We start from the raw sequence: 25337 nt of genomic DNA, 5'->3' as shown, positions 1-25337 counted from the left end.
TATTCATGGCCGAACGGCCAGTGCCAGGCAGTATGGACGACGCTTCGCTGGTGCGGGGCATCCTCGTGGATGCGATCCGGAAATGCGGCAAAAGCCGTCCGCAGATTGCCGATGAACTCACGGAACTGGTTGGACGGAAGATCACCGAACGCCAACTCAACGGGTTCACTGCCGAATCGCGCGAAGACTTCCGCTGGCCTTCAGAACTAGACCGCGCTTTCTGTTTCGTGACCGGCGATGACCGCCTGCTTCGCACCCGCGCTGAATTGGCGGGCTTCCGCGTTATCACCGTCGCTGAGTACGACCTCCTTGAACTCGGGCGCCAATACCTGATTCGTAAACGCGCGGACGCAGTTGTCTCCCGCCTTGAAGGTGCGTTGTCAGGGAGGGCACTGTGAGCGATGCCCGCGTTTTTTTCCCTGCCGGACGCTTAACACTTTCTAAGGGAGGCACGCGATGAGCGACCTCTGGCTGATCGAAGCTGATGTGCTCGCCGCCATCTCGTTCAGTGAACGCCATCTCCGCCGTCTCGCCCGCGAAGGCAAGGTCATCAGCCGCGCGTCCGCTACTAAAGCCGCCAATGGCCGCTTCGTTCGCGAGTACTGCATCGAGAGTTTTCCCACCGATCTTCGCGAGAGGCTGCTCGCCGTGCGAGGTGCGATCACTCTCCTCCCACAGAACAGCGCAACCGCCGCTGAGCAGCCCCTCCTGAAGATCGCCTGCGTTGACGAGGAAGAAGAAGCCCAGGCCGCGCGGCGCGAAGCTGCCTGCCTCGCCATCGCCAACTTCGAACAGCACAAGGCGCAATGGGCTACCGTGCGCCTAGCGGATGGCGAGCCTGTCACTTCCATAAGCCGCCTGGTCGAGCATCTCGCGGCGAAGTATTCATCCAGCCCCGCGACAATCTGGCGCTGGCACAGCCGCTTCAAGAAGGGCGAACGACTCGCCGACCGGACCCGCGAAGACAAAGGACGCTCGCGCTGGTTTGCTCGGCACGGCGACGCCGCAGCAGCCGCTGCCTATATCGGGTTGAAGTGGGGCGCGCGTGAAGCGCATCGCTCGCTGCTCTCTCACCATGAGCTCCTCGGCATCGCGAAAGAGGAGATGCCGTCTTACGAGACGGTGCGCTCGTTCCTGAATTCCGCGCCGCCGGCGATGAGCATTCTGGTGCGCGATGGCGAGCGCCGCTACCGCGACCTGATCTCGCCCTACGTCCGTCGCGGCTACAACGAATACGCAAATCAAATCTGGGTCAGCGATCACATGATCCACGATCTCTTCGCGCAGAACGATGTCTTTGACGATATCCCGCGCGGCCAGCGTATTCGCATGCGCCTTACCGCGCTGCTCGATTTCCGCGCCCGCTACGTCGTTGGTTACAGCTTCGCCGAAGAAGGCAGCTCAATCTCCATCACAACCTGCCTACGCCAGGCGATCGCCAGCTATGGCGCATGCGAAGAGTTCTATTGCGACAACGGCAAGGACTACAAATCCGTTGCCAAGGCCGCGCTGCCCGCGTATCTGCGCGATTCCGGTAAGGCCCCACAGGACTGGTGGCAGCAGGAGCTCGACACGCAGGCCGGCGTGCTTGCGCGCTGCGGGATCTCGATCCGCCATTGCATCGTGCGGCATCCGCAGTCGAAACACGTTGAACGCTTCTTCCGCACCGTGCACAAACAGTTCGACGCGCTCTTCCCAACTTATAGCGGCTCGAATCCAGATCGCCGTCCTGAGTTCACATCGAAGGCCATCGCCGAGCACAGCCGTCTGGAGCGTGAGAGCGCGCGACTGATCCAGATGGGCAAAGGCATCAACGGTCTGCACCAATCGCTCTTGCCGCCAGCAACGCTGGTGATGAAGCTCTTCCGCGCCTGGCTTGACGAGTACCACAACACGCCGCATGGCGGTCAGGGTATGGACGGTCGCACACCGGCGCAGGTCTTCGAGCAGGAGCGCAACCCGTTGCAACGCCCCGCGCCGGCCGACAACGTTCTGGCCCTCATGTTGTGTTCGCGGGAGCAGCGCATGGTGCGCGAGTGCTCGGTCACCGTGGGCAAACGGCGCTTCATCGGCGCGGATTTCACCGCGGTGAAGCGACTGCACGACGTGAGCAACTGCGAAGTGATGGTGGCCTACGACCCGCTCGATCTCGATCGCGTGGCGGTCCTCGATCTCGACGGCAACCTCATTTGCTGGGCCAAGCCCGAAGAGTTCCTCCCCCAGAACACCACCCAGGCGGCGAACGCGATTGCGGAAAGCATGCAGCAGCGCCGCCGCCTGGAGCGCAACACACGCGATGCCTACGTGGCCATGCGCGATGCCGCCCGCGCCTCCGGTGTCGTCACCGGCGTGGAGCGGTTGGTGAACAAGGTGCTCGCGCTGCCACCCGCCAGCGAGGTGCCGGCAGTGCAACGCAGTTCAATGGCGCGCGCGGCCAAGGCAGCAGCAGCGGCCGCACCCAAGGTGAGCCAGAAGTATGTAGGCGACGTAGCCGAAGAGATCGCCGGATTGATGGAGGGGGACTGATCGATGGCACTCAGTATGAAAGATCGCGAACTTTTGCTGGCAACTTCTTTGCCCGCCGCGAACGCCGTACGCGAGCAGCTGAACGAGTATCTGGCACGCACCGGCCTCGCTTATTCCGATTTCGCCAGGCGAATCAACTACTCGTCGGTGACCCTCCGCTTCTTCATCAAGGGACGCTACGCCAACATCGCCTCCAACGATGCCCCTCTTCGCAAGGCCATTACCGAATTCATTGCTGCGCACCCAATCGAACCCGTTACGCAGGCAGGCGACAAGCTCTATGAGACGGAGAACGTGCAGCTGCTGCGCCAGTACTTCTACGAGGCGCTCGACGACTGCCGCATGATCTACGTCCACGGCGCGCCGGGATCGCAGAAGACGTTCGTGCTCGAACACCTGACCGCGGAACTCAACTGTGCCGAAGTATCGAAGAACGGTCACGGCCGCCGCGCCTATTACGTATATTGCCCACAGTCGGTGAAGACCTCGCAGAAGATCATGCGCGAGATCGCCGAGGCCTGCGGTGTCGATACCACCGGCGACGCGCAGCGCATCCTGAAGCGGCTGCGCTTCGAGTTTCGCACCCGCAAGGTGATCTTCATCCTCGACGAGGCACAGCACCTCAACTACGAGTGCCTCGAAACCATCCGCGGGCTCTTCGATCGCATGCCGCACTGCGCGATCCTGCTCGCCGGTTCGCACCAGCTCGAAACCACTTTTATGCGCGATGCCGCGCGGCTCGAACAGTGGAACTCGCGGCTGCACTTCGGCAAGGCTCTGCCGGGAATCTCCGACGACGAGGCCGACACGATCATCCGCCAGGAACTCGGCGAGAAGGTGACGTCGCCGATCGTTCGCAAGCTCATCACCGAATCCAAGGCCCTCGATGTTCGCCGCTCCGGTGAACACAACTACATCTCAGCCCGGCGTCTGTTCTGGTCCATCCGCGACATCAAGCGCGCGATAGAGAAACGCCAGGCCAAGAAAGAAGCCTCCGCATGACCACTTCGTGGCGTTCTCGACTCGCTTCGCGAGTGAACACCTTCTGTACCGCGGCGCTGTGGTTTGTCGCCGGGTATTTCGTAGGCATCGTCATCTCGGCGATCGCCACAGGCCGCATTCCGGGGGTGCCGCGATGACCCACTGGCTTCCTGACTTTGACGATCAGCTCGGGATTGAGACGGTGCGCACCGCCGGGCTGTTCATTTCCGAGGACGGCGAACGGGTGCGGATCGAATGTTCCGAATGTGCGCGCTATCGCCGCGTGTTGCGGCGGCTCTTGAAGAAGAACCGTTACCAGGCGACAGCGATTGCGGTCCTCGCGGCGCTAGTTGCTTTGGGCGGGTTCCATTGGCTCGCGGAGGTGGTCCAGTGAAGAAGCCCGAACCCTTTTACTGCGATGTCTGCGGCATCGAGTTGGCGAAGAGTGATAACCGCAAACTGATTGCCATCGCCCACGATGCTGACAGCGATCAGGATAAGTTCACCTGCCAGCCCTGGGACGACGACCATGCCGAGGCCGACTTCAACAAGCACATCTGCGGCGATCGCTGCTCGATCGTGATGTTGGGCTGGTTCCTCGACACCGGAAAGATCGAGAAGCCGAAGACGCCGCGTAACAAGCCGGTGAATGTTGTCGAGGTGATCGCATGAGCGCCGCGATGCCTGTCGTCCCCACCACCGACTTCAATCTCGCTGACCAGGTCGAGCAGTACATCGATGCGATGGACCTCATCCACGCGATCTCCAGTTTTCACCCGGAGTCGGTGGGGTTGATCGCCGAGCTGGAGGAAGGCAAGGCCGAGATCCGCGCGCGCATCCATCGCCACGTTGCCGCCTTCGGAGAAGTGGATATCGCCCGCATTTTTTCACGCTCTCTTGTTGCCGGCCGCTGGCGTGTGTTCGTCCGCCTTGATGAACCCGGCGACGCGATCTACATGGTTCAGATTTCCAGAAAGTAAGGAGCACGCATGTCCGCCGCAGCCCATCAGCCCGAAACCATCAGCACCCTGCGTATCGACGCGATTTGCCAGGCCTACGTTGAGGCGCAGGCCGTAGCCGACAAAGCCCAGGCTTTCGCCGACGATGCCAAGGCCGTTCTCCTGAACATCGTCGAGCAACACGGCTTCGTGCCGAAGAATGCCGAGCAATCGCGGCGACTCGAAGGCAAGGAATACGTCGCCACCATCACCTCCGGCCGCACGATCTCGATTGATGAGGACCATGTGACGCAGCTGCAGCTGCTCCTGTCGAAAGCAGGCAAGCCGCGGCTCTTCAATGACCTCTTTAGTCGCACGACGAAGCACACGCTGAAGAAGAACGCGGCCGAACTCATCCGCGCCGCGAAGATCTCCGGCTGGCGTGGTGGGCGCGCACTGGAGTTGTTCGCCATGTGCTTCCGCGTCGCGTCGAAAACACCTTCGCTCAACGTAGACACCGTCGCCTCGATCGCCGCGCGCGAAGCGAAGTCAGCCGCCAAGGCCGCAAAGAAGTCGCCGAAGAAGGCGAAGGGCTAGGAGCGAACGATGGCTGCCTGCAGGAAGTGCCGCGAGAACGGTTGTTTCAAGTGCGAAGCGCAGGAAGGCATCGACCTCTGTCCGCTCTGCGAAGACGGGGTGTTTTGCCCGGAGCAGAAGCGCGTCGCAAAGCTGGCGGCCGAGAAACCCGCGGTGCGGCGCGATGTGTATCAACCCGGATCGACCCGCATCGAGTTGGATCAACCCGTATCAGCTCGCACGCGCCGCATTCGTGAGCGCCAGGCGGAGCCCATCGCGGAAGACGCGCCCATCGAGTTCTCGATGTGCAGCGGCGATGCGAACAAGTTCATCGAGCAGGGCGGCGCAAAACTCGTTCACGCCGTCGTGAAGTTGGTGAAGGAAAGAAGAGAGAAGCAAATCATGTCTGACCTCGTTTGCAAATTCGATGGTTGCACCAAGGGCCTCACCTCGCGCAACCGAACCGGCTTTTGTTCCAAGCACTGGTACTACAGCACGCTTCCCAGCGCGAACGCTACGCCCCCCCGCAAATCGCCTGCCAAACACGCGGCGAAGAACGGCAACGGCCATGCCGAGCCTCCAAAGGACGAACGTCCACTCACCAACGTCGCGACGTTCTGCCTCACCGAAGCGCAGATGGACCGCCTCTTCCTCGGCTCTACGTTCGAGGCCAAGGTGTTCGCGCTGCAAACCATCATCGAGCAGGAACAGCAAGCGTAGGAGCCTGATCCGTGGCGAAGCCGCAGCAGGGATGCGCATTGAAGACGGTGTACAGCACGAAGGCGAAGGCCGAGCGCATCGCCAAGCGGATTCGGCGACGCAAGGCCGATGAAATCGTGGTCGCCTATCACTGCAAACCATGCCATGGGTGGCATGTGGGCGGCGACCACCTGAAGGGGAAGTGAGAGATGGAACAACCGATCGACATCGATCTGGAACGCGCAAACGTGGCGTACGCGGACCTCGCTGGAACCGTATGCCGCTGCTGTGGCCTTCCGAAGCAGCCGAAGTTCAGCTTCAACGGCTTCTGCTACCACTCGCTGCCCGCGCGCATGAAGCGCAGCCTCTGGGACCGCGAACACTATGTGGAGAACTACTTTGCGGCGCTCGCCTGGTTGCGGATTCGCTTTAAGCGCCAAAACGTCGAGCCTCTTGAGCAACAGCAGGACATCGATCGCGCTGGCGAGGTGAACCGTGACTGACCAGCCCACGATGTTTCCTGATCACGCGGCCGAGGCCGAGCGCCGCATCCATGAAGTGCTCACTGGCAATAAGCCGTGGCCTCTGCCAAACGAAGCGCGCGCCGTGCTGCGAATCCTGCGCGACCACAAGGGCGCACGCAACGCGATCTCAATCGCCGCACTCACCGAAAAGACCGGGCTCGACGCACGCGAAGTGAAGGAGCAGGTGCGCAGCCTGGTTGTCGATTTCAAGTTGAAGATATGCGGCTCGCGTGTTCAGCCCTATGGCTATTACGTGGCGACGTCGTCGGAAGAGATCGAGGCCGGCATTCGCCCGCTATATGGCGAGGGGGTGTCGTTGTTTCGCCGCGTTCGCGCTCTCGGCGGCGACCAGGCTGTGAAGGAAATGGAAGGCCAGATCCGCGCGGCGCTCGATCAGGAGGCCGTCAATGGCTGAGCGGGCGAATCTGCAGCAGCTTCAACCCGGCGTCGTTGATGTCTACGAACACCGAGCCTTGGCCCCACGATCTCATCGCGAACTCGTAGTCGGCGATCGCGCGGTCGTTTGCGCCGATGTAGCGGAGCAGCCGCAGCAACGTTGCCGAACTTTGGACGTCGAGAAACGGTCCGATGCGCGTGCGGCAGTCCTCGGCCATCGTGTGAATCGTGAGGGTTTTGCGGCTCACGAAATTGAGCAAAACGCGCATCGCGAAAGCCTACCACCAGCCGGGGGACATCGATGGTAGGAACTCTGGACGCCGTGCCACACGACGGAACAACGATCGACGACTTAATGAAACTGGTCGAGCGCGTGGAAGCCGACGCCGCGACACGCGAGATGCTCGACGACTACGAGGCACTCTCCGATCGCTATCCGCAGTTCGACACCATCGAAACGTTCCGCCCGGAGGAGAGCGCCCATGCCTGAGATCGCGGAATTCAGAGAAGTGCAAGAGCGCGTCCATCGTGCGCTGGAGCGAGTTGTAGCTCAGTGGTTCGATTCACCAGCCCACGTCATCGGCCATGATGCCGTGGTCGAGTGCCGGCGCGCTCTGCGCCGCGCCGAAAAGATGGGTCTGGTAATCGGCCAGCGCGAATATTCGTTGGCATTGGTGACGCTGGAACTGTTGTGCCGGGAACTGGCGCAAGCAAAGGACAGCGAGCGATTCCGCCACATGATGAGAGTGACCAACTCAGTCTTAATTTTTTTAGGGAGAAGAGATGCCTGAAGTCCACAAGTTCGAAACCTGCCCGCGCTGCGGCTGGTCCATCTTCAGCATCCTGGCGAATAAGCTGCGCCGCTGCTGTGCTTGTGTGCATGAGTGGCCCGCGCCCGAGCCGCTGGTGATGCCCGATCGCACGCCGAAAGCATCAGCCATCGCCACCGTGGGCGGCGGCGTTCTCGGCTTCGTGCCACTGGAGAAGAAGTAGATGCAACTGCCCGCCGAAGCGTATCGCTACCGGATGCAGGTGAGCACGGTGAAATCGACGCTCGTCGATCTCCACCTGATCGACCCTGCGACCGGACTGAGCGTGCTGCTGGTGGCGGAGCAGGTCCAGCGCGTGACCGCGCACGAGATGATGCGTTACCTCGACGGCGACCATGTGATCTACACCGCGCTCGATCCCGAAAAGAAGGTGTTTGCCGTATGAATCTCGAACTCCTTAAACCCCACAAGATGCCTCCTCAACCGGCGCTGACCTCGTCCGACCTGGCCGCCATGCGCGTGATGCTCAGCGAAATGCGGACGCAGATCGACCGCCTTCACGAGATCAGCGAAGAATTCATTCGCATGCGCCGGCACAACCGCGGCAGCCAGTATGAAGAGCGCGAGATGAAGCCGCGTATCAATCGGGCTGGGCGGGTGATTACGCTCTCGGCAATCGCCGAAGAAGTGGCAAAGGAGTTCGAGGTCCCGCTGGAATACTTCTCAACGCCGCGCAAATTCTCGCGGATGGCGCTAGTGCGCCAGGTGATGTGGCTGCTGGCGTCGCACCTTACTCCTTATTCGTTGAGCGAGATCGCGCGCAAGAGCGACGTCCACCACACCACGCTCTGCTACGGCGTGCGGCGCATCAAGGAACGCCTTGTCACCGACCCTCAGCTCGCGCGTACCGTGCGCACCATAAAGGCTCGGCTCGAAGGCGACGTGTCGACGGCGCCTGCAGGGCGTATCCGCTTCTCTGATGTTGTGCGCGAAGTAGCACTCGATTATGGATGCACGGAAGCGGACGTAATGCAGCCTGGCAACGCGCAGCCCGGCGCGAAAATGCGCGCGATCGTCACCTACATCGCGCATCGGCTCGGGATCGGATCATTCCCAGACATCGCCCTCTACCTGGTGCGCTCCACCGGTACCGCGAAAACATCTGTCACCCGCTTGGAGAAATCGATGGCGGAATCGGCTGAACTGCGCGAGCGCGTCGAGGCGATCGAGCGCCGCTTGTTCGCGCGGATGCAGGAGGCAGGCGACGAATGATGCTAATCGCCGAGCCCTACATTCTTGAAGATCAAATCGCGAGTGGCTGGCTCGTCGAGCAACCGAAGCCGTGGCTGATCGAGATCACCGAGCCTTTGACATCGAAGGTTCCGAATCCGAACCTCGCGATCGCCTACTGCTGCTACATCAATACGGTCATCTTCTATGTGCGGCCGTACCAGGTGAGGACGTGGCATCACTTCTGGCGGTGCGGTGCGAGTCTGCGAGCTGAGAAACCGGGAAGCACCTTCGACGAATGGGGCCGCGTGGATAGCGCATTGCGATGGGATCAGATCGTGACATGGAAGGGCGAAGAGTTTGAGTGCGGCGGTGGTCAAGTGTTCTGGGCCCACAAACGCTGGTGGATGAAGCGGTGGGCACGCCGGCGGAAGAACGATAACTAACACGGGCGTAGACCCGGAACGATCAGAGGCGAGGGGCAATGCCGAGGCAGTGTGCGAGGGCTGGTTGTAACGAGATTTTGCGCGACAAGAATGGCGATTATGACTACACGCGGATGTTCCACTCCCCGGAATGCGGACAGCAGGACCGCAAGGAGAAGCTCGCGCAGAAGCGCGCCAAGCGCCTGCGAAAAGGCGCCGTTAAAGAGGCCAGGAAGGCCGCGCGCGAGCTTCCCCCTCCAACGTGGATCACTATCCGCGGCAAGCGCGTGGGTTTGGCAACGCCAAAGACCGCGCTGCAGCTCGCTAAGTTGTTTCCTGAAATTCTCAACCAGCTCGGCACCGAGCCGGTGAAGGCAAAGAAGCGGAGGAAGCGATGAAGAAGACTCTCAGTTTCATAGTTTGGATCGGGTTGTGTGTTGCGCTCGCGGTTGCATTGCACCGCTTCGACGTCCCAACGCTCCTCTTCTGTGGCATCGCGGCCGTAGTCATCAAGCTGCAGGATATTGAGCAGGCGATCAAAGCCCAGCGCGCCGGTAAACCAGAAGCGTGGAGCGAAATCGAATAGTGGTCAGCAATGCGGATCCCGGTGATGACGATGACATTTACATCTGCTCGTGGTGCGGGGAAGAGCGGCGCAACTGCCCGGCATGCCGTATGCCCGTCCACACTTCTGAGATTCGAGCGGGTGGATGTGTGCTCTGCAAACCCGAGACTCGCGGCTATAGGTTCGAGGTGAAGTTGTCGTGACTGTCGCCATCACAAAAGGTCAGGTTCAGCGCCTGCAGGTGCTCTACTCGCAGTACGAGAGGCACACGCTCGACGCCACACGCGGCACGCGCGAGGAGCGCCTGCAGTGGGCATCGCAGCAGACCGGCCGGCTGATCTCATCCTTTAAAGACCTCACTCTGGACGAGGCGAAGGGCCTCATTGACGCCCTGCAGCGGCTCCTGAACGTGAAGGCTCCATCGAAGCGAACGCGCCGCCGCGAGGATGCGCGCCGCGCCGGGATCGACGGCCGCCGCGATGGCCAGGAATTTAAGAAAGAGCCGCGCCTCGCATCCGCCGAAGACCTCGCCACCATCGAGCGCTTCTACCTGCGCCTCGATTGGACGCGTGATCGCTTCGATGCCTGGCTGTGCTCGCCATCGTCACCACTTGGCAAGCGCAGCAACCCACAAATTCGCACCCTTGCCGACGCGAATAGCGTCCGCTGGGGCTTGAAACGTTTGTTGCAAAAGGCGGGAATTTGGTACGAGGACAGCAAAAAAAGAGGCTGAAGGACGTCGATATTTCGAGTTCCGAGGCGGCTGAAATTTTGGGCTGTTCCGCGAAGACTGTGACGCGCCTGGTGGATGCAGGATCGATCTCCGGATGGCGTATCACCGATCGCGGTTGGAACCGAATCAGCCGTTCGTCTGTGATCGCTTACCGTGACGCCAGGATGGCGCGCGGGCGCGATCGCGAAAGGAGGAGGGCCAGGTGACCATCAACACAAAAAAGAAGCAGGAAGCGCCCTCTGGCGGTGGCACAAATCAACTTAAAATGCAGTTCGTTCACACCGGGTGTATCTCGGCTCCCCGGGCTGCGAAGATCCTCTTCCGGTCCGCCAAAAGTGTCACCCGAATGTGTGAAGCCGGCGAACTGAAGGGCTCCTTCCGTTACGGCGAGCGGGGCTGGTGGTATATCCCCGCCGAGAGCGTCATGGACAAACTCAATGAGCTCCAAACCGAGCCACCGAAATGAGGAAAGTGATGTCCGTTGGATTCGCACCGAAACTGGCGGCGGGTTTGGCGTCTTCCTCTCCCATGTCCGTTGGATCGGAACACCCTCAGAACCGCGCCAATCGCAAGCGCGCCGCGTTCCCGCCGCTGTGCCAAGCGCCTCGGTAGAATCCAACGGACACGATGTCCGTTGGATCGGCGTTCGCCGCGCGAACTATCAACAACTTACAAGCAGAATCCAGCGGACATGCGGCTCGGCACTCTCATTTAATTCCAGTCAGCATGGCGCCGCGGAGCGGGTGAAAACGTCACCTAACCCGCATGAATCCCGCGCGTTCCCGCTGTGTCCCCCAACATCCCACCACTCTCACTCAATTCCTGTACTCACACTCACCTTCGCCGCTGGGCCGCGTCTACTCTGTTATAATCACGGTTTTCCAGCAGGAAAATATTAGGCTTTCCGGCTCTTGGGAGTGCTCTTGAAGCGAGCAGCAATTCTTTTTGCAATTCTCTGTGCAGCGTTCTGGACGTCGTGCGGTGGCGGCAGCAGCAACAACGCGCAAGTCTCTAACCTCAAGGACCGCGCCCTCTTTGACAACGCAGTTACGGGCGGCGTGAACATCCTTAACATTGACAAGACTCCGCCGCAGATCTATCTCACGACGGTCGCTGCGCTCTCCGCGCCGCAGACGATGTACATCGCTCCCGATCGCAGCTTCGTCCTCATCTACGACGACTTAAGCTTCAGCCTCAACTACTTTGCTAGCGCGCAGGAAACCGTCACCAGTTCGCTCCCTCTGAACTATCACACCGATGGCGGCGTTCTGAGTGCAGATGGCAAGCATGCGTACTTTCCAATTCCGCAAAACCCGGAAGCGAATCCGACCCCTCCGGGGGCGGTGTTGACGTTTGATTTGACGACCGGAACCGCCGGTGTACAGATCCCGGTTGCCGGCGCGCGGCGCGTGGCACTGAGCAGCGACAACAACTCACTGCTCGTTTTCGCCGACGACACCGATTCGCTTTGGTACGTGGACCTGAGCGCAACGACGATCAAAGCCAAAGAGATCACCGGGTTTAATCGCCCGTACATGGCTTATTTCGGAAGTGATAACAAAACTGCTTATGTTTTGAATTGCGGTACGGAGTGTTCCGGCGCAGCCGCGCCAAGCGTGCAACCGCTGGCCGTTTCGCCGTCAGCTCAAACGCCGGGAACCGCCATCCCAGTTCCGGGTGCGACCGTTGGATTGTTGAACGGCTCGACGCTCTCGATTGCCGGGAACGATTTGACGAAGCCAGAGGGTAGCCAAGGCGTCTACAGCACCGTCGATGTCTCAGGCGGAACCGTCTCCGGCATCACCGCGATTCCAGACGGTCTGCACACTCTGATGACCGCCTTCAATAGCGCCATCTTTGTCGGCAGCAAGAACTGCAGCACGACCAATTGTCTTGCGGTCATCAACTCGGGCAAAGCGACGATCCCGACGTCCACTGGCAACGTGACAGCAATCACGCCGGCGCCCAAGAAAAACTGGGTCTACGTGATGCAGGGCGGAGAGTTGCTCCAGTTCGATCCCAGCGGCACCTACGGCATGCCCTACGACATCATCGGAGATGGCTGGGACATCAAGTTGCTCGACCAGTAGAGTATTTGAGTTCCACAAAAGGGCGGCTGCGGCCGTCCTTTCGTTTGCCCTGAAAGTCTACGGAGTGAGTGTAAGTTGGTGCTTCGTCGAGGCCTTCACGGCGTCCGCTGAGAACGACCACGCGAACGTTGTCCCTCCGCTGTAGGCCGCCCACTGGTCGTTGAAGTAATCGCTGAAGATGTTTCCCGACTCGCCGTTCACGATGTTCAACGTTGAGTGATCGAGGTCGGAGAAGTCCACCGTCATGCGCTCTGACGCGCCGAAATCCTTCGCGGTCGCCTTGACCGTGTACGCATTACCCGACTGCGCTGTTGGCCCGGTACCGGCACTGCGCTTGATGATCGGCAGCCGTCCCCAGAACGGATGTGAGAACTCTACCGGGAACGCGCGCCCATATTTCCAGAGTCCCAGCGCGTGCGGTGCGTCGTCGCGTTTCACCGTGTCTTCCACCGCGGCGGCGAACAGTTCGTTGTAATTCGCGTATCCCGGCGGCAGCCAGCGGTCGGGTTGATGCGCGAGCACATTCTCGAACCACACCGCGTTCATCATCCAGTCGTAGTCGTGCGGCTCAATGCCTTTACCCTGGATCATCTTCCTCCAGATCCAGCGGCGGGAGTAAGTCTCGATAGTCGGCGCGACGGAATCTTTGTTCACATCGCCGTCCCATCCACGCATCAGGTCCGCGGCTTTTTTCGCGCGGTCGGAAGCCTTTGGGTTCTGGTCGACAGCGTAGACAAGTTTCTCGGCGGTGAACTTGTCGAGTTCTGAATGTGCGTCCATCTGCAGCGCGAGCATGTCGGCGGGCGTCAGCTTCTGCTTCGAACTCAGCACTCTGTAAATGCGTTGGGTGCGGTATGGCTCCGTCCACTCGTTGCTGATGAGATACGGATAGCCATCCGGCGCGATCCTGCCATTTGCAGTGCCGATAATGCCTAACGGCGGATCGAACCCGCTCGGCAGTTTGTCGAACGGGATGTAGCCGGTCCACTCGTGCGCGTCGTCGTTGCCCGCCACCGGGAGCGCGCCGTTGCCACTGGCGCGAATGGGGACTTTGCCAGTGGTGTGGTACCCGATGTGCCCATCCACATCGGCATAAACCACGTTCTGTCCGGGACCGCCGAACTTTGAGAAGCCATCGAGGAACTGCTGCCAGTTGCCGGCGCTGTTCACGTCGAAGAAGGGAAGTCCGATGGCGTTCGGATCTGCAGCGGTCCACTTCACCGCAATCTTGCGCGTCTCGCCAGGCACGAGGTCGGTGACGATCGGCCCGTGGCGTGTGATCACCACGTCTACCACGACTTCGGGTTTGCCCTTCACGCGGATCGTCTCTTTGCGATGCTCAGGCTGCATCCAGCCCTGTGGTGTCTGGTACTCACCATTGGAGTTGAAGGTCTCGACGAAAACGTCCTGTACGTCCGGCCCAACGTTGGTGAATCCCCACGCGATTCGCCGGTTGTGTCCCACGATCACATACGGCATGCCCGGCAGCGTGACGCCTGCGGCATCGTAATCGGCGCAGATGAGGTGCGCCATGTACCAGGTGTTCGGGATCGAGTGCCCGAGGTGCATATCGTTCGAGAGCAGCGGCTTGCCAGTCGCGGTATGCGAGCCACTCACCACCCAATCGTTGGATCCAGGAATCATCGGCTCATATTCAGCCGCGGGATCGTGAGTGCCAGGTTGAATGTGGGTGCCCCACCCTTCTCGCGCAGCAACAGGGTGGGCGGGCGATGAAGTCCGGCTTCTCGATTGCTCTTCGTTCTCGTTCGGATTGCCGTCGCCGTTGTTCTCGATCTCGCCGCTCTCCGATCCCGGAGGATGATCGCGCCAACTGCTGTTCACATAAAGATCGGCGGCAAGTTCTGGCCCAACTTTCGCCGTGACTTTCTCGCGCAGCAGCTTCGTCTCAGCTTCATAGCCATTCAGATACTGATACATCCCCAGTCCGACGAGCATGGAATCTTCCGGCGTCCACGCGCGCGGAAAATACGTCAGCAGGCGGAACTCCAGCGGCAGCGTTTTCTGGTGCTGCGCAATGTACGCATTCACGCCCTTGGCATAGTCCTCGAGATACTGACGGTCGCGCGTGCTCAACACAGCCACGCCGCGCTCGGCCATCACCCGCATGCCAAGAATTCGCTGCTGCTTGTCGTGCTTCACCAACTCCGGCCCGAGAATCGCGGCGAGATCGCCCGAAGCGTAGCGGCGCGTCATATCCATTTGCCACAAGCGGTCCTGCGCGGCCACGAAACCTTGAGCGAAGAACAGGTCGTCGAGGTTCTGCGCCTGGATGGTCGGCACGCCATGCACATCACGCGCAACTGTGACCGGCGCGGACAGCCCCGGCACCGACAGCGAGCCGTCGAGTTGCGGCAGCGCAACCTTGGCAGCGTGGAAGAACCAGGCGTCGGCGATGAGGAACACCACCAACAACAGCGCCAGCAGGGCAATTACGACTTTGAGCGCGATACGGCTCGTAGTGCGGGTAGCGGGAGCGACCTTCGTGGTAGCCATGGGAAAGCTCAATTGTAGTGATCCCGGGTGCTCACTACAAACCCACTGTTGACGCTGTCTTTCAACGTCCGTAAGATGATTCAACTCCCCGGGGCTAATACCTAATCAATGATCGACCAGGTAATCTCGCATTACCGCATCGTCGAAAAAATCGGCGGCGGCGGCATGGGCGTGGTGTACAAGGCGGAGGACACTCGCCTGCACCGCTTCGTTGCCCTCAAATTTCTCCCCGACACCGTCAGCACCGATCCGCAAGCGCTCGCACGTTTCCAGCGTGAAGCCCAGGCTGCGTCCGCGCTCAATCATCCGAACATTTGCACCATTTACGATATCGGCGAGGAGAACGGCAAAGCTTTCATCGCGATGGAGTATCTCGACGGCCAGACGCTGAAGCACCGCGTCGACAACCGTCCGCTGGCGATGGACGAGTTGTTGCCCATCGCGATTGATGTCGCCGACGCGCTCGATGCCGCACATACCGCCGGCATCGTTCATCGCGATATCAAGCCCGCGAACATTTTCGTTACCAAGCGGGGCGCTGCAAAGGTCCTCGACTTCGGGCTCGCAAAAGTTTCCGGCAGGAATCCATCGTCCAGCCAGATCGCTTCGGCGAACACGATGACGATGGCGGCGGAAGACCCGCATCTCACCAGTCCCGGCTCCACGCTCGGCACCGTGGCGTACATGTCACCAGAGCAGGCCCGCGCGAAAGAACTCGATGCTCGGAGTGATCTGTTCTCATTCGGCTCTGTGATCTACGAGATGGCCACAGGCCAACTTCCGTTCCGCGGCGACAGCACGGCCAGTATTTTCGATGCGATCTTGAATCGCCAGCCGACGGCACCGGTGCGGCTGAATCCCGATATCCCTGCGGAACTCGAGCGGATTATCAATAAAGCTCTCGAGAAGGACCGCGACCTACGCTACCAGGTCGCGTCGGAAATGCGCGCGGACCTCAAGCGTTTGCGTCGCGAGATCGAATCTGGCAAGAGTGCGGCGGTGCAAGCAGCGTCCACACCCTCGCAGCCTGCCGCGGCCTCACCGTCGCAAACTGTTTTCGCCGCCCCTTCGTCGTCGGTCGCCGCAGCTTCAGCGCCCTCGGTGCAAGCCCAGTCGTACGCGTCGCAGACCGCGGCAAGCGCGCCGGTGTCCGGGCCGAGCACGGCGGTAATTGAGCCACCAAAGAAGAGCAGCAAGACGCCGCTGTTTATCGGCATTGCGGCCGTTCTTGTTGCCGTGTTGTTCGCGGCAGGATATTTCGGCGGCTTCTTCGGCTCGCATGGGCCTTACACCGAGGCTGTCCTCAAGCCCCAGGCCATTACTTCGAACTCGTCGGAGGACCCCGTCTCGGGAGTTTCCATCTCCCCGGATGGCAAATACCTCCTCTTCGCAGACCTTGAAGGACTGCACCTTCGCCTTTTATCGAGCGGTGAGACGCAGACCCTGCCTACGCCCGAATCGTTTTGCTTCCGTTGAGCGCGCCTCGTGTGGTCCCAGGATGGGACCAAACTCCTGGTGAGCGGTCCGGTGGCGCAGGAACGGCAAGGCGTTTACATGATTTCGGTTATCGGCGCCTCGCTCAAAAAGCTTCGCGACGATGCTTTCCAGGCCTCCCTCTCGCCCGATGGTTCGCAGATCGTCTATCTCGACAGTGTCAAGCGTTCCATCGGAATCATGAACTCTGACGGCAGCCAGGCCCACGACTTCCTGAAACCAGAAGGCGGATACAGATTGTTCGGGCCGACCTGGATCTCCAACGGCAAACGCATTCTCTACGTCAGGCAGCATTCCTCACTCGAGGGCCCAACCGGCGCTCTCGAGAGCCGCGACCTCAATGCCGGAGATCCGCAGGTGTTGCTCAGCGATCTGCGGGTCACGTTTGCGACGTATGAACAGCCCGGACGCATTATCTTTTCCATGAGCGAGGCCCCGCCGCGCCAGTACGAACGCAATCTCTACGAACTCCGCTACAACGTCGATACCGGCAAACCGAAGGGCAAGCCGCAACAGCTTACGAATTGGAACGGATATTCCTTCACCGATTTTCACGCCACCAGCGATGGCAACCACTTCGTTTTTCTCAACGGCAAATTGGAGAGCGCGGTGTATCTCGCGGAACTCGGAAACAACAACACCGAGTTGAAAGCACCGCAGCGGCTCACCCTGAACGCTGCCATCAACTGGTTCGGCTCCTGGTCTCCCGACGGCAAGAACATCGTCTTCACTTCGAACCGCGACGGCAACTACAACATCTACGTCCAGGGGATACAGGAGCGCAGCCCGCGTGCTCTCGCCTCCGGCCCTGAGGAGCAGCTCTCGCCCGTCGTAAGTCCCGATGGTAAGTGGGTGCTATACGTGCAGTGGCCGAAAGTCGTCGCGCCCAAACTCACGGTCACCGGCGGCAAGGTGATGCGGGTCCCGATTGCCGGCGGCGCCCCGGAGTTCGTTATGGATGTGAAGGGAAGCTTCACCCTCGATAGCGACCCGATCACGATCATCACAAGCATTCCCAATATTCGCTGTCCTCTGAACGGCGATTGCCTGGTCGCTGAAAGCGGCGACACTGGGCTGACGTTCTCTGCCTTCGATCCCACCCAGGGCAGGAAAAAGGAATTTGGCAAAGCCCCCGGCGTACCCGACTTCATGGGATGGAATATCTCGCCGGATGGCACGCAGGTCGCAACCACCGAGTTCGATTACAAAGTCGGTAAAGTCCAGATCGTCGCTGCCGGCAGTGCCACGCCTCAGAAGTTCTCCAGCGGCGAATGGGCGCAACTGAACGGCGTAAGCTGGTCGAGTGACGGTAAGAGTCTGTTCCTGCTCAGCTACTCGTCTCGAGGAACGGCAGTGGTACACAGCGATCTAACGGGCCACGCGACTATGCTTTACCGTCCGAGCTGGGATATCTGGGCCGTGCAGCCGTCGCCGGACGGGAAGACGCTGGCTTTTGCGCCGATGATCGACAACTCCAACGCTTGGAGCATGGGCTACTTCCCGTCCAAGTAGCTCCTTGGCGCGAATGGTATGCTTTTACTATTAACGGTCGAACTGCCTTGAGCCCCGTGAGCCAACCACCGAAACGCGTAGACGATCAGCCCAGCATTTCGCGCGAGATGATGCGCGAGGCCGAGGATGTCTTCCATAAACATCTCCGCAAAGTCGGCCTGAAACACACCGAACAGCGGGATGTCATCCTGCGCACCTTCGTGGAGACCCGTGACCACCTCTCGACCGACGAACTCTTCCGCCTGGTGAAGAAAAAAGATGCGGGCATCGGCTTCACCACGGTTTATCGCACCCTGAAGCTGCTCACCGAGTGCGGACTCGCCAGCGAAGTCGCTTTCCATGACGGCGTCGCCCGTTACGAGCACCAGTTCTATCGCCGCAGCCATCACCACATGGTCTGCACCAATTGCGGCAGCTCGGTGGAGTTCTTCTCTCCTGAAATTGAGAAGGTCGAGAAGGACATTGGCAAGAAGCACCACTACCGCACCACGCGGCACAGCTTCCAAGTCTTCGGCATTTGCGAGAACTGCTCGAAAGCGGAAGACAACGGGCGCTAAGTTTTAGGGCCGTCGCCCTATTCCGGAACTTCGTTCCATTACGATTGCAACCTCATCTGCAACATCCTGAGGTGACCCAAATCACAGCCAAGCGACGCTATTTTGCGGACAATATCTGCAAAGGCGGTACTTGATATGAACGTGACAGAGTGGGTCGGAGAGAATCTCGAATACGCACGCGATCTCGTCAGCACAGCGCTGGAAGGCGCTAAGGACGGCCATAGCGCCATTCCCGCAGAAGATCGTCTGCCCAAAGTCCTGGTAAAAACAGCCCCCAGTTCGCTTGGACTGACGGTGCTGGGCGCCGGCATCGGGGTACTGTGTGGCTACCTCGGCAACAAGCGCAAGCTCACCGCGGAGAGCGCATTGTTCGGCGTGCTAGGCGGCGTCACCGGCCTCCTGATTGGCGTGGGTTGGTCCACCCGCCACGAAACCAGGGGCATGGCCTCCGGCGCGATGAAGAACCTCGGCACCGCGCGCGATGCCCACTGGCTGGAGCGCCACCCTATCGATTACGCATAACCTCATCGGTCTGTCATCCTGAGCGGAGCGTGCGCAACACGCGCAGTCGAAGGACCCCTATCGCTACCACTCTGCCGTCCTTCGGATATGTTCCAATGTCCGCATGCAATTGCAGAGCGACGACACTACTCTCTACTACGAGATCCACGGCAGCGGTCCCGATGTAGTCCTGCTCCACCCGTTCCCCGCAAACCACAAATTCTGGCTGCCGATCGTCGATACGCTCGCGTCCCGTTTTCGCCTAACCCTCCCCGATCTTCGCGGCCACGGACAATCGCAACCAGGCAACGGCCCTGCCACCATGCAAAAGCATGCCCACGACGTTCTGAAGATTTGCGAAGACGCTGGCATCCAGCGCGCGGCTTTCGTCGGCTGCTCCATCGGCGGCTACATCAACTTCGAACTATGGCGACAAGCCCGCGAGCGGGTGAAAGCGTTCTGCTTCATTGACACCAAAGCCCCCGCCGATACCGACGAAGCCCGCGCCAATCGCCTGAAGTCTGCCGACGATGTCTTGGCTCGCGGCCCCGAGCCTTTCATCGAAGACATGCTCCCCAAACTTCTCGGTCAAAGCACGCGCAGCAATCGCCCCGACATCGCCAATGCCGCGCGCGCCATGCTGATGGAAACATCCGCTGCCGGGATTGCCGCGAGCCAGCAGGGGATGGCAGCACGCCCCGATTCCACACCCACGCTCACGACCATCAACGTGCCAACCTTGGTCATCTTCGGCGAGGAAGACAGTGTTCCCGTCTCGGAGGGCGAAGCCATTCGCGCTGGCATTCGCGGCGCAGAGATGCGGGTGATCGAGAAGGCAGGGCACTACTCGCCGTTTGAGAAGCCGGAGGAAGTGGGAAGAACCCTGCGCGAGTGGCTGGAGCGCCTCCCGCGCAGTTGAGAACCGCGGCTACTGAACTACGAACCTGCTCAACGTTTTCGCATCGTTGAGCGTGTTCTTCACCTCGATAGGGACGTCGCCCTTCGTCTGCGGTTGGAACTCGAAGTCGTAGGTCTCGCCGGAAGCGATGTGCAGTTTCGCATCGCCGCTCTTTACCAGGCGCGCCGGTAAAGCCGCACCATCCTTCGCGATCGCCCGCCACGTTGCCGGATGTTCAGCGGTTCCGAATTGCAAGTCCGCCATCAACTCCGGCGCCATGTTGATCACGCGCAGCCGATATTTCACGCCCGCCAGCAGCGCTACATCATTCGGCGATTCCGAACCGTTGATCGTGATTCGCTTCGCGTAAAAATCAGCGTCGCGGGTGCCAATCACCAGCAGTCGATCGTGTTCCGGATCGTAGGTTTGTCCGGGGTCGAGAACAATCAGCGCACCGTACACTCCGCCGGAAAGCTGCTCCGGCGTCGCCGCGTGCGTGTGATAGATAAACGTCCCGGCGCGGTTCGGCGTGAATTTTGCGACGAAGCTTTCGCCCGGCGCGATCGCCGGCGTCATCTGGCTGCCTGAGCCACCGCCCATTACGCCGTCGTAGTAGCTCTCGAGTTCAATGCCGTGCCAGTGAATCGTTGTGGGAACTTTCAAATGATTCAGTACCGTGATCTCCACCGCTTCGCCGCGTGTCACGACGATCGGCGGCCCCATCGCTTTTTCTTGGGATGCGACGATTTTCTTGCCTTCACGCACCGAGCAGGAGAATGTCGGTGACTTGCCTTGGTCCGTCGTGGGTTCAACCACGAGATCAACCTTGCGCGCGGCAGCGACCATCGGCGCAGGCTTTTTGTCGGCGCGTGGTTTCACGTTAATGGCCATTACCAGTCCGGCCATGTCGCTCATCATCATGTCGTGGTGTTCGTGTTTCGGCGGCGCAGCGTCGATGTTGTCAATCATTACCGGCACGCGTTCATCATGCGAGATGTGCGCGTGGAAGTGGCAGTGGAAGAGCCATCGTCCTTCGTGCGGCGGCTTCCACTCCATCATCATGGTGCTCGCCCGCACCATATCCTCCGTCACCACAGATTGCCTCTCGCCCGGAGCGTACTTCGCTTCTTTCTCGGCGCTTCCAACGCTTAAAAGATTAAAGAATGCGCCATGCAGATGCATCGGGTGCTCAGAGACGCCCGGATTCAGCACACGCCACCGCACCGCTTCACCCTCGGTGTACTCCAGCGGCTCCGTGAACGGATAAATCTTCCCGTTGATGCTGAGAATCTCGATCGTCGGGTGGAAGACTTCGCCTTTTACGAACATCGTGTTAATCACGAACACGCGGTCCGGCGTGGTGTCGCGTGGGTCGTCCACAATGAATGCGCCATTCAACTGCGCATCATCGCGGAGCGGCGGTAGATCGGGATAGTCGGTGGAAGTGCGCGCGGAATAAAAGTACGTGCCAGGATCACCGGCAGCGAAGGTCACCTCGCGGCTCTCTTCGGGTTTTAACTCGAAACTATCCTTGGCATCGCCGGGACGCGCATGCAGACCATACAGAATCGCTTTCACTTTGAGCGTGTTCTTCACAGTTGCATGAATGGTGGTGCCCGCGGGCACGCGCATCATCGGGCCGGGAACCTGGGCTGGTTTTCCTTCTTCCCCAAACGCCTGCACGAAAAGTTCCGGCCCATCTTCGGCCTCAGGACGCCATAGGCCGCTACGCAGTTCGAGATGAATCGTCAGCACGCCATTTTCGAGCTTTCCTGCCGCGGCGCGGTTTTGGCTTGTGGCAAGGTGCGGGGAATCGTCCGCGAAGCAGAGTGCGGACGAAAGAAAACACAGCGCGGCGAAGCAACGCAGTTTGCGCGAAGCAATCAAGAATCCACCTTTGGGGAAGGGGCCGCGATTATGCCACGCGCCTCTGCGCCGATGCTAGCCAAGATCGTACTTGCGCTGACGCAATCGATCTACCAGCGCCGCTTCTCATCTCCAAAGCGATAGCTGAGCCCGGCCTCGAGCGAGAAGCGCTCAAATCCCGACGGGCTTGCCACGTTGGAGTTCGACCATCCTACGGAAGCAGTTGTCGCCCAATGCCGCCAGAGATCACGGTCAGCGTGCGCACGTACTTGTCCCATCGGCCGCCACGGTTGCGCGTCTTCGTGTTGCGCGCCGATCTCGCCGTACGCCGAGAAATTCCAGTAGTGCCACTTACGGATGTAGAGATTGACCGCCGGCCCAACTTCGAAATAGCGCTTCGGAGAAAACAAGTTGAAGCTGAAGCCCTGGTCGTAGGTCTGGAAAAGCATCGGCAGGCTCACTGTAATTCGAGGGCGGCCCTCCACGCGATACGCCGGAATGAAGCGGTAGCGCATGCGGTTGTTGCCTTCTGTCCAGTGCGTGTAGTCCATTGCTCCGGTGAACGTCCAATCCACGCCAGCAGGAATGTCGGCTCCCGCGCTCACGAAATTCCCAACCAGGTGATGTGCGAGTGCCTGGTAGTTGTCGGAGATGAGAACGCGCGCTGCGGTGATGTCAATCCGCGTGCGGTCTTGCGGGGTGATGACTGCGTTGATCTCGCCGGTATAGGGGTCGAATCCGCCAACGTTGCGGAAGCGCGACGACGTGACCCGGCCATTCATGAACAAGCTTTCGCCGAAGTGATGGTCTACGCTGGCCGTCGTCCAGTCGGCGACCACGCTGCCTTCCGCGTTCTGTACTGTGTCTCCAAACAAGCGTGAGAAGCCTTGAATAAAGTTGATGCCGGTGCTGAACGTCGTCGTTCGGAATCCAGTCTCGTTCGAAATGTACGACGTGCCGTCGCGATCGTGAAAGTTCGACGAATGTTCGTCAATAGTCGGATTATCGCGCCGCTCCAAGTAGTCATGCAGGTCAGTCAACTGGCGGTTCGATGCGTATTGCTTAGGCGTATCAGAGATGTCGTTGAGCGCCCCGGCCGAGTTACCGAGGCGAACGTCGTCGCCCGCGACTGCTATGTAGAGCGCCTCATCGCGAATGCCAGCCTTCAGATCCTGCTGCGCCACGGTCCGCGACTCGCGGTAGCGATCTTCGGCCTGCAGATTCAGCACAAGACCGATCTTCGCCGCGTCTTGTGCCTTGGGATCGTCAAGCAGTTGACGATAGATCTCGCTCGATGCCGAAGGCTTGTCCATCCAACGCAGAACACGCGCCTGGCCAAGCAGCACCTCGGTCTTGTACTTCGCACAGACCTCGCCGATCGTGGCATATTCTTTGAACGACTGCTTCAAGTGGTCCGACCAGGACAGCGCCGTCGCGTAGTCAAGACGCAGTTCGCAGTCGTCGGCGTTGGTGCTGATCGCGCGACGGAACAGCGGCAGCGACTTCTCCGCCATGTCGGACCAAAGCAGTTGACGCGCCAGTCGCGGCGTTACCTGCCGCTCGTTCCCAGCGTCTTTCGCGAGCAGCGACTCATACATCCGGATCGCAGCCGCGCGATCGCCTTTATTGGCGAGCGCATCGGCTGTCGCCAGGTGCGGGGCGTCCTGTGCGAGTCCGCTCGCAACGCAAATCAAAATCGATAAGAAAATTCGAAACTTCATGCAGGACCCCGCCGAATTCGCCACGTCTGTACTCTCGGCGGTTTCTTGAACAACGCCGGAATCGTGTAGAACGAAGTAATCAGTGCCATCAACATCCAATAAATGACCGGATAGAAAACTGCTTCCGGAAACGACCACATAATTCCCGGGTCGTACTGCCGGTCAACCCACGCGCCAATGAATAGCTGCAAAAGACAGGTCGTAGCGATCATCATTCCCCAGAAATTTGGGAACGGCGATACGCCTCGTGGCGCGTAGCCAACTGCCAAGGAAATCAGCCAGTACGAGGTCATCAGCACGAAGACGTACGACCACAGGATCGAGAAGATCGATTCGTAAAAGATGGGCCACATGCGACGCATCTTCCAGTTGGTCGGTACTTCGCGATGGCGCTTGAGCACCTGGACGAGCCCGCGCGCCCAACGCTTTCGCTGCTTCCACAACTCGCGCAAGCTGAGCGGCACCTGCATCCACACCACGGCGCGCGGTTCGTAACGGACATCCCAGAATTTCATCTGCAAACGCCAGGTCAGGTCGATGTCTTCGGTCGCCATGTGCGGTGTGAACCCACCAAGCTCGAGTAAAGCGCTGCGGCGAACCGCGAAAACCGCGCCAGACACGGTCAACACGCGGCCCAATACGCGTTGCGCACGGCGCTGCATTGAGACGATCGAAGAGAATTCCACCGCCTGCAGGTGCTGCAGGATCGAGACCCGGTTGCGTACCCGCGGATTGCCGGTCACGGCTGCCACGCGCGTGCCGGCAAAGTGCGGCACCATGTAATTCAGAAGATCGCGCGACACGATGATGTCGGCGTCAATCACCACAAGAATCTCGCCGCGGCACATCGGCAACGCATCGTTCAAAGCCATGGCCTTGCCTTCGTTCACCTGCTTGTTCAATAGCCTGATGCGCGGATCGTCGAGATATTGGCGAACGACTTCGGCGGTGTTGTCCGGTGAGCAATCGTTCACGAGGATGACTTCGTAGTTCGGATAATCGAGCTTCAGAAGCGCTTCAATGGTGTCGTCGATCGTCTCCGCTTCAGCAAACGCGGGTACGAGAATCGAGACCATCGGGGCAGGGCCCGACATTTCCATTTCGGTATCTTCCTGTCGACGACGGAAGAAAAGCGACAGCGAGATCCACACCCAACTCATCAGGATCGGATAGAGGCCGTAAAACCGCAGCGCATACACGTACACCACGGTGTGGTCTACCGCGCGCAAGGCTTTGAGAAGCGATTCGTAAGCCAGCGGGATCAATCGGCACCCACTTCCATTGCTACCTCTTCTTCCACGCCGACGTACGCTACGTAGAGTTTTGCCGGCCCTTTCACAGATACCGTTACTTCAGCCGCGTCGCGAGCGTCGCGATCCACTAACAGCGGACGGTCGAGATGGTCGGTCGAGAAATTTGGCGACATGTAGCGGGTGGAGAGTCCACGCTTCCCGCGGCTGGCAATGCGCTTGTTGTGGCCAATCCAGGCAGCGGCGCTGGCATGAATGAGGATCACCGACGCCAGGAAGACCAGGCCGAACGACCAGATTTCTACCTTGGGAGTTCGCGGCAATACGCGCGCCCATCCGGCGAAATAAACCAGCCAGCCGCATCCCGCGTAGAAGTGGCGGATATGTCGGCGTCGTCTAACTCTGTGCGGATCGAATCCCAAAGCAGCTTCCTCCCAAACTCACACACATCGGGGCCGGCGCCACGAAACACTCGTGGACGCGCGCCTTGGGACGAAGGCGCCTAATACGAAGAGATTTTTGTCTTGCCGAGAGACCTGGAGAACGCGAGGCTCGTTCAAGCAGGGGATCT

General features: G+C 60.0%; 35 protein-coding genes. 29 read left to right on the top strand and 6 right to left on the bottom strand.

What is annotated here, in order from left to right:
• The first annotated feature begins 5 nt into the window (after nucleotides 1–5).
• The 12 genes from ACID345_RS17515 to ACID345_RS17470 are packed head-to-tail and all read left to right on the top strand — an operon-like array spanning nucleotide 6 to nucleotide 6659.
• Nucleotides 6–398 (top strand): hypothetical protein, encoded by a 393-nt coding sequence (locus ACID345_RS17515; RefSeq protein WP_148210158.1) that lies wholly within the window; start codon nucleotides 6–8, stop codon nucleotides 396–398.
• A 58-nt stretch (nucleotides 399–456) separates the two neighbouring features.
• A complete protein-coding gene (locus tag ACID345_RS17510; protein ID WP_011524189.1) occupies nucleotides 457–2526 on the top strand; it encodes a Mu transposase C-terminal domain-containing protein in 2070 nt (689 codons plus the stop codon).
• Between the two features lie 3 nt (nucleotides 2527–2529).
• The gene (locus ACID345_RS17505) at nucleotides 2530–3528 is read left to right on the top strand and encodes an ATP-binding protein (protein WP_011524188.1); all 999 of its coding nucleotides are present in this window, start codon (nucleotides 2530–2532) and stop codon (nucleotides 3526–3528) included.
• Nucleotides 3525–3665 carry a hypothetical protein gene (locus ACID345_RS27005; protein WP_187148845.1) on the top strand — a complete coding sequence of 47 codons (141 nt, stop codon included), beginning with the start codon at nucleotides 3525–3527 and terminating at the stop codon, nucleotides 3663–3665. The genes ACID345_RS17505 and ACID345_RS27005 overlap by 4 nt, the downstream gene beginning before the upstream one ends.
• Nucleotides 3662–3901, top strand: a complete 240-nt coding sequence (locus ACID345_RS17500; RefSeq protein ID WP_041855831.1) for a hypothetical protein — start codon at nucleotides 3662–3664, stop codon at nucleotides 3899–3901. Before ACID345_RS27005 ends, ACID345_RS17500 begins: the two co-directional genes overlap by 4 nt.
• The gene (locus ACID345_RS17495) at nucleotides 3898–4179 is read left to right on the top strand and encodes a hypothetical protein (RefSeq protein ID WP_041855830.1); all 282 of its coding nucleotides are present in this window, start codon (nucleotides 3898–3900) and stop codon (nucleotides 4177–4179) included. The genes ACID345_RS17500 and ACID345_RS17495 overlap by 4 nt, the downstream gene beginning before the upstream one ends.
• A complete protein-coding gene (locus ACID345_RS17490) occupies nucleotides 4176–4487 on the top strand; it encodes a hypothetical protein (protein WP_011524186.1) in 312 nt (103 codons plus the stop codon). Before ACID345_RS17495 ends, ACID345_RS17490 begins: the two co-directional genes overlap by 4 nt.
• Nucleotides 4488–4496: 9 nt before the next feature.
• The gene (locus tag ACID345_RS17485) at nucleotides 4497–5042 is read left to right on the top strand and encodes a hypothetical protein (RefSeq protein ID WP_011524185.1); all 546 of its coding nucleotides are present in this window, start codon (nucleotides 4497–4499) and stop codon (nucleotides 5040–5042) included.
• Between the two features lie 9 nt (nucleotides 5043–5051).
• The gene (locus ACID345_RS17480; RefSeq protein WP_011524184.1) at nucleotides 5052–5741 is read left to right on the top strand and encodes a hypothetical protein; all 690 of its coding nucleotides are present in this window, start codon (nucleotides 5052–5054) and stop codon (nucleotides 5739–5741) included.
• Nucleotides 5742–5752: 11 nt separating this feature from the next.
• A complete protein-coding gene (locus tag ACID345_RS27000) occupies nucleotides 5753–5926 on the top strand; it encodes a hypothetical protein (protein WP_187148844.1) in 174 nt (57 codons plus the stop codon).
• Between the two features lie 3 nt (nucleotides 5927–5929).
• Nucleotides 5930–6223 (top strand): hypothetical protein, encoded by a 294-nt coding sequence (locus ACID345_RS17475; protein ID WP_011524183.1) that lies wholly within the window; start codon nucleotides 5930–5932, stop codon nucleotides 6221–6223.
• Nucleotides 6216–6659, top strand: a complete 444-nt coding sequence (locus tag ACID345_RS17470; RefSeq protein WP_041855829.1) for a hypothetical protein — start codon at nucleotides 6216–6218, stop codon at nucleotides 6657–6659. The genes ACID345_RS17475 and ACID345_RS17470 overlap by 8 nt, the downstream gene beginning before the upstream one ends.
• Here ACID345_RS17470 and ACID345_RS17465 read toward each other — a convergent pair.
• Entirely contained in the window at nucleotides 6649–6909 is a 261-nt protein-coding gene (locus ACID345_RS17465) for a hypothetical protein (protein WP_148210157.1), read from the bottom strand. The two genes, ACID345_RS17470 and ACID345_RS17465, sit on opposite strands and share 11 nt — an antisense overlap.
• A gap of 32 nt (nucleotides 6910–6941) precedes the next feature.
• Here ACID345_RS17465 and ACID345_RS17460 point away from each other — a divergent pair, with 32 nt between their 5' ends.
• The 12 genes from ACID345_RS17460 to ACID345_RS17410 all read left to right on the top strand — a co-directional run bounded on the left by ACID345_RS17460 (nucleotide 6942) and on the right by ACID345_RS17410 (nucleotide 12453).
• Nucleotides 6942–7130, top strand: a complete 189-nt coding sequence (locus tag ACID345_RS17460; RefSeq protein ID WP_011524180.1) for a hypothetical protein — start codon at nucleotides 6942–6944, stop codon at nucleotides 7128–7130.
• On the top strand, nucleotides 7123–7431 hold the full coding sequence (locus ACID345_RS17455) for a hypothetical protein (protein ID WP_011524179.1): 309 nt from the start codon (nucleotides 7123–7125) through the stop codon (nucleotides 7429–7431). Before ACID345_RS17460 ends, ACID345_RS17455 begins: the two co-directional genes overlap by 8 nt.
• Complete coding sequence (locus tag ACID345_RS17450) at nucleotides 7424–7633, top strand: hypothetical protein (RefSeq protein WP_041855827.1); 210 nt, start codon at nucleotides 7424–7426, stop codon at nucleotides 7631–7633. Before ACID345_RS17455 ends, ACID345_RS17450 begins: the two co-directional genes overlap by 8 nt.
• Nucleotides 7634–7855 carry a hypothetical protein gene (locus ACID345_RS17445; protein WP_011524178.1) on the top strand — a complete coding sequence of 74 codons (222 nt, stop codon included), beginning with the start codon at nucleotides 7634–7636 and terminating at the stop codon, nucleotides 7853–7855. It abuts the gene before it with no gap.
• Nucleotides 7852–8682: a helix-turn-helix domain-containing protein gene (locus ACID345_RS17440; RefSeq protein ID WP_011524177.1), complete on the top strand. Its 831-nt coding sequence runs from the start codon at nucleotides 7852–7854 to the stop codon at nucleotides 8680–8682. Before ACID345_RS17445 ends, ACID345_RS17440 begins: the two co-directional genes overlap by 4 nt.
• On the top strand, nucleotides 8679–9086 hold the full coding sequence (locus ACID345_RS17435) for a hypothetical protein (RefSeq protein WP_011524176.1): 408 nt from the start codon (nucleotides 8679–8681) through the stop codon (nucleotides 9084–9086). Before ACID345_RS17440 ends, ACID345_RS17435 begins: the two co-directional genes overlap by 4 nt.
• A 38-nt stretch (nucleotides 9087–9124) precedes the next feature.
• Nucleotides 9125–9463: a hypothetical protein gene (locus ACID345_RS17430; protein WP_011524175.1), complete on the top strand. Its 339-nt coding sequence runs from the start codon at nucleotides 9125–9127 to the stop codon at nucleotides 9461–9463.
• On the top strand, nucleotides 9460–9651 hold the full coding sequence (locus tag ACID345_RS17425) for a hypothetical protein (protein WP_041855825.1): 192 nt from the start codon (nucleotides 9460–9462) through the stop codon (nucleotides 9649–9651). The genes ACID345_RS17430 and ACID345_RS17425 overlap by 4 nt, the downstream gene beginning before the upstream one ends.
• A 178-nt stretch (nucleotides 9652–9829) precedes the next feature.
• Nucleotides 9830–10363, top strand: a complete 534-nt coding sequence (locus ACID345_RS17420; RefSeq protein WP_011524174.1) for a hypothetical protein — start codon at nucleotides 9830–9832, stop codon at nucleotides 10361–10363.
• The gene (locus tag ACID345_RS27530) at nucleotides 10333–10569 is read left to right on the top strand and encodes a helix-turn-helix domain-containing protein (RefSeq protein WP_408609929.1); all 237 of its coding nucleotides are present in this window, start codon (nucleotides 10333–10335) and stop codon (nucleotides 10567–10569) included. Before ACID345_RS17420 ends, ACID345_RS27530 begins: the two co-directional genes overlap by 31 nt.
• Entirely contained in the window at nucleotides 10566–10829 is a 264-nt protein-coding gene (locus ACID345_RS17415) for a hypothetical protein (RefSeq protein WP_011524173.1), read from the top strand. Before ACID345_RS27530 ends, ACID345_RS17415 begins: the two co-directional genes overlap by 4 nt.
• Before the next feature lie 457 nt (nucleotides 10830–11286).
• A complete protein-coding gene (locus ACID345_RS17410; RefSeq protein WP_011524171.1) occupies nucleotides 11287–12453 on the top strand; it encodes a YncE family protein in 1167 nt (388 codons plus the stop codon).
• A 57-nt stretch (nucleotides 12454–12510) separates the two neighbouring features.
• Here ACID345_RS17410 and ACID345_RS17405 read toward each other — a convergent pair whose 3' ends face one another.
• Complete coding sequence (locus tag ACID345_RS17405; RefSeq protein WP_049761956.1) at nucleotides 12511–14967, bottom strand: penicillin acylase family protein; 2457 nt, start codon at nucleotides 14965–14967, stop codon at nucleotides 12511–12513.
• 108 nt (nucleotides 14968–15075) lie between these two features.
• On the opposite strand from ACID345_RS17405, the gene ACID345_RS25735 reads away from it, so the two are divergent.
• From ACID345_RS25735 to ACID345_RS17380, 5 genes are all read left to right on the top strand, one after another.
• Nucleotides 15076–16443, top strand: a complete 1368-nt coding sequence (locus ACID345_RS25735; protein ID WP_011524169.1) for a serine/threonine-protein kinase — start codon at nucleotides 15076–15078, stop codon at nucleotides 16441–16443.
• 9 nt (nucleotides 16444–16452) lie between these two features.
• Complete coding sequence (locus ACID345_RS17395) at nucleotides 16453–17973, top strand: PD40 domain-containing protein (RefSeq protein ID WP_041855823.1); 1521 nt, start codon at nucleotides 16453–16455, stop codon at nucleotides 17971–17973.
• 56 nt (nucleotides 17974–18029) lie between these two features.
• A complete protein-coding gene (locus ACID345_RS17390) occupies nucleotides 18030–18530 on the top strand; it encodes a Fur family transcriptional regulator (protein ID WP_148210156.1) in 501 nt (166 codons plus the stop codon).
• A gap of 135 nt (nucleotides 18531–18665) precedes the next feature.
• Nucleotides 18666–19052: a hypothetical protein gene (locus ACID345_RS17385; protein ID WP_011524166.1), complete on the top strand. Its 387-nt coding sequence runs from the start codon at nucleotides 18666–18668 to the stop codon at nucleotides 19050–19052.
• Nucleotides 19053–19155: 103 nt separating this feature from the next.
• Entirely contained in the window at nucleotides 19156–19950 is a 795-nt protein-coding gene (locus ACID345_RS17380; RefSeq protein WP_011524165.1) for an alpha/beta fold hydrolase, read from the top strand.
• A 9-nt stretch (nucleotides 19951–19959) separates the two neighbouring features.
• Here ACID345_RS17380 and ACID345_RS17375 read toward each other — a convergent pair whose 3' ends face one another.
• The 4 genes from ACID345_RS17375 to ACID345_RS17360 all read right to left on the bottom strand — a co-directional run bounded on the left by ACID345_RS17375 (nucleotide 19960) and on the right by ACID345_RS17360 (nucleotide 25188).
• Entirely contained in the window at nucleotides 19960–21684 is a 1725-nt protein-coding gene (locus tag ACID345_RS17375) for a multicopper oxidase domain-containing protein (RefSeq protein ID WP_148210155.1), read from the bottom strand.
• Nucleotides 21685–21905: 221 nt separating this feature from the next.
• Nucleotides 21906–23516 (bottom strand): hypothetical protein, encoded by a 1611-nt coding sequence (locus ACID345_RS17370; protein ID WP_011524163.1) that lies wholly within the window; start codon nucleotides 23514–23516, stop codon nucleotides 21906–21908.
• Nucleotides 23513–24781: a glycosyltransferase gene (locus ACID345_RS17365; protein WP_011524162.1), complete on the bottom strand. Its 1269-nt coding sequence runs from the start codon at nucleotides 24779–24781 to the stop codon at nucleotides 23513–23515. Before ACID345_RS17365 ends, ACID345_RS17370 begins: the two co-directional genes overlap by 4 nt.
• Nucleotides 24778–25188, bottom strand: coding sequence for a hypothetical protein (locus ACID345_RS17360; protein ID WP_011524161.1), 411 nt, complete (start codon nucleotides 25186–25188; stop codon nucleotides 24778–24780). The genes ACID345_RS17365 and ACID345_RS17360 overlap by 4 nt, the downstream gene beginning before the upstream one ends.
• Nucleotides 25189–25337 lie beyond the last annotated feature (149 nt).

The sequence above is a fragment of the Candidatus Koribacter versatilis Ellin345 genome, assembly GCF_000014005.1.
Lineage (GTDB): Bacteria > Acidobacteriota > Terriglobia > Terriglobales > Acidobacteriaceae > Korobacter > Korobacter versatilis_A.
This window is presented reverse-complemented; position numbering and strand designations above follow the sequence as displayed.

Coding starts and splice junctions, on each gene's coding strand:
- ACID345_RS17515 (WP_148210158.1), top strand. CDS start 6: ATGGCCGAACGGCCAGTGCCAGGCAGTATGGACGACGCTTCGCTGGTG.
- ACID345_RS17510 (WP_011524189.1), top strand. CDS start 457: ATGAGCGACCTCTGGCTGATCGAAGCTGATGTGCTCGCCGCCATCTCG.
- ACID345_RS17505 (WP_011524188.1), top strand. CDS start 2,530: ATGGCACTCAGTATGAAAGATCGCGAACTTTTGCTGGCAACTTCTTTG.
- ACID345_RS27005 (WP_187148845.1), top strand. CDS start 3,525: ATGACCACTTCGTGGCGTTCTCGACTCGCTTCGCGAGTGAACACCTTC.
- ACID345_RS17500 (WP_041855831.1), top strand. CDS start 3,662: ATGACCCACTGGCTTCCTGACTTTGACGATCAGCTCGGGATTGAGACG.
- ACID345_RS17490 (WP_011524186.1), top strand. CDS start 4,176: ATGAGCGCCGCGATGCCTGTCGTCCCCACCACCGACTTCAATCTCGCT.
- ACID345_RS17485 (WP_011524185.1), top strand. CDS start 4,497: ATGTCCGCCGCAGCCCATCAGCCCGAAACCATCAGCACCCTGCGTATC.
- ACID345_RS17480 (WP_011524184.1), top strand. CDS start 5,052: ATGGCTGCCTGCAGGAAGTGCCGCGAGAACGGTTGTTTCAAGTGCGAA.
- ACID345_RS17475 (WP_011524183.1), top strand. CDS start 5,930: ATGGAACAACCGATCGACATCGATCTGGAACGCGCAAACGTGGCGTAC.
- ACID345_RS17465 (WP_148210157.1), bottom strand. CDS start 6,909: ATGCGCGTTTTGCTCAATTTCGTGAGCCGCAAAACCCTCACGATTCAC.
- ACID345_RS17460 (WP_011524180.1), top strand. CDS start 6,942: ATGGTAGGAACTCTGGACGCCGTGCCACACGACGGAACAACGATCGAC.
- ACID345_RS17455 (WP_011524179.1), top strand. CDS start 7,123: ATGCCTGAGATCGCGGAATTCAGAGAAGTGCAAGAGCGCGTCCATCGT.
- ACID345_RS17450 (WP_041855827.1), top strand. CDS start 7,424: ATGCCTGAAGTCCACAAGTTCGAAACCTGCCCGCGCTGCGGCTGGTCC.
- ACID345_RS17445 (WP_011524178.1), top strand. CDS start 7,634: ATGCAACTGCCCGCCGAAGCGTATCGCTACCGGATGCAGGTGAGCACG.
- ACID345_RS17440 (WP_011524177.1), top strand. CDS start 7,852: ATGAATCTCGAACTCCTTAAACCCCACAAGATGCCTCCTCAACCGGCG.
- ACID345_RS17435 (WP_011524176.1), top strand. CDS start 8,679: ATGATGCTAATCGCCGAGCCCTACATTCTTGAAGATCAAATCGCGAGT.
- ACID345_RS17430 (WP_011524175.1), top strand. CDS start 9,125: ATGCCGAGGCAGTGTGCGAGGGCTGGTTGTAACGAGATTTTGCGCGAC.
- ACID345_RS17425 (WP_041855825.1), top strand. CDS start 9,460: ATGAAGAAGACTCTCAGTTTCATAGTTTGGATCGGGTTGTGTGTTGCG.
- ACID345_RS17405 (WP_049761956.1), bottom strand. CDS start 14,967: ATGGCTACCACGAAGGTCGCTCCCGCTACCCGCACTACGAGCCGTATC.
- ACID345_RS25735 (WP_011524169.1), top strand. CDS start 15,076: ATGATCGACCAGGTAATCTCGCATTACCGCATCGTCGAAAAAATCGGC.
- ACID345_RS17385 (WP_011524166.1), top strand. CDS start 18,666: ATGAACGTGACAGAGTGGGTCGGAGAGAATCTCGAATACGCACGCGAT.
- ACID345_RS17380 (WP_011524165.1), top strand. CDS start 19,156: ATGCAATTGCAGAGCGACGACACTACTCTCTACTACGAGATCCACGGC.
- ACID345_RS17370 (WP_011524163.1), bottom strand. CDS start 23,516: ATGAAGTTTCGAATTTTCTTATCGATTTTGATTTGCGTTGCGAGCGGA.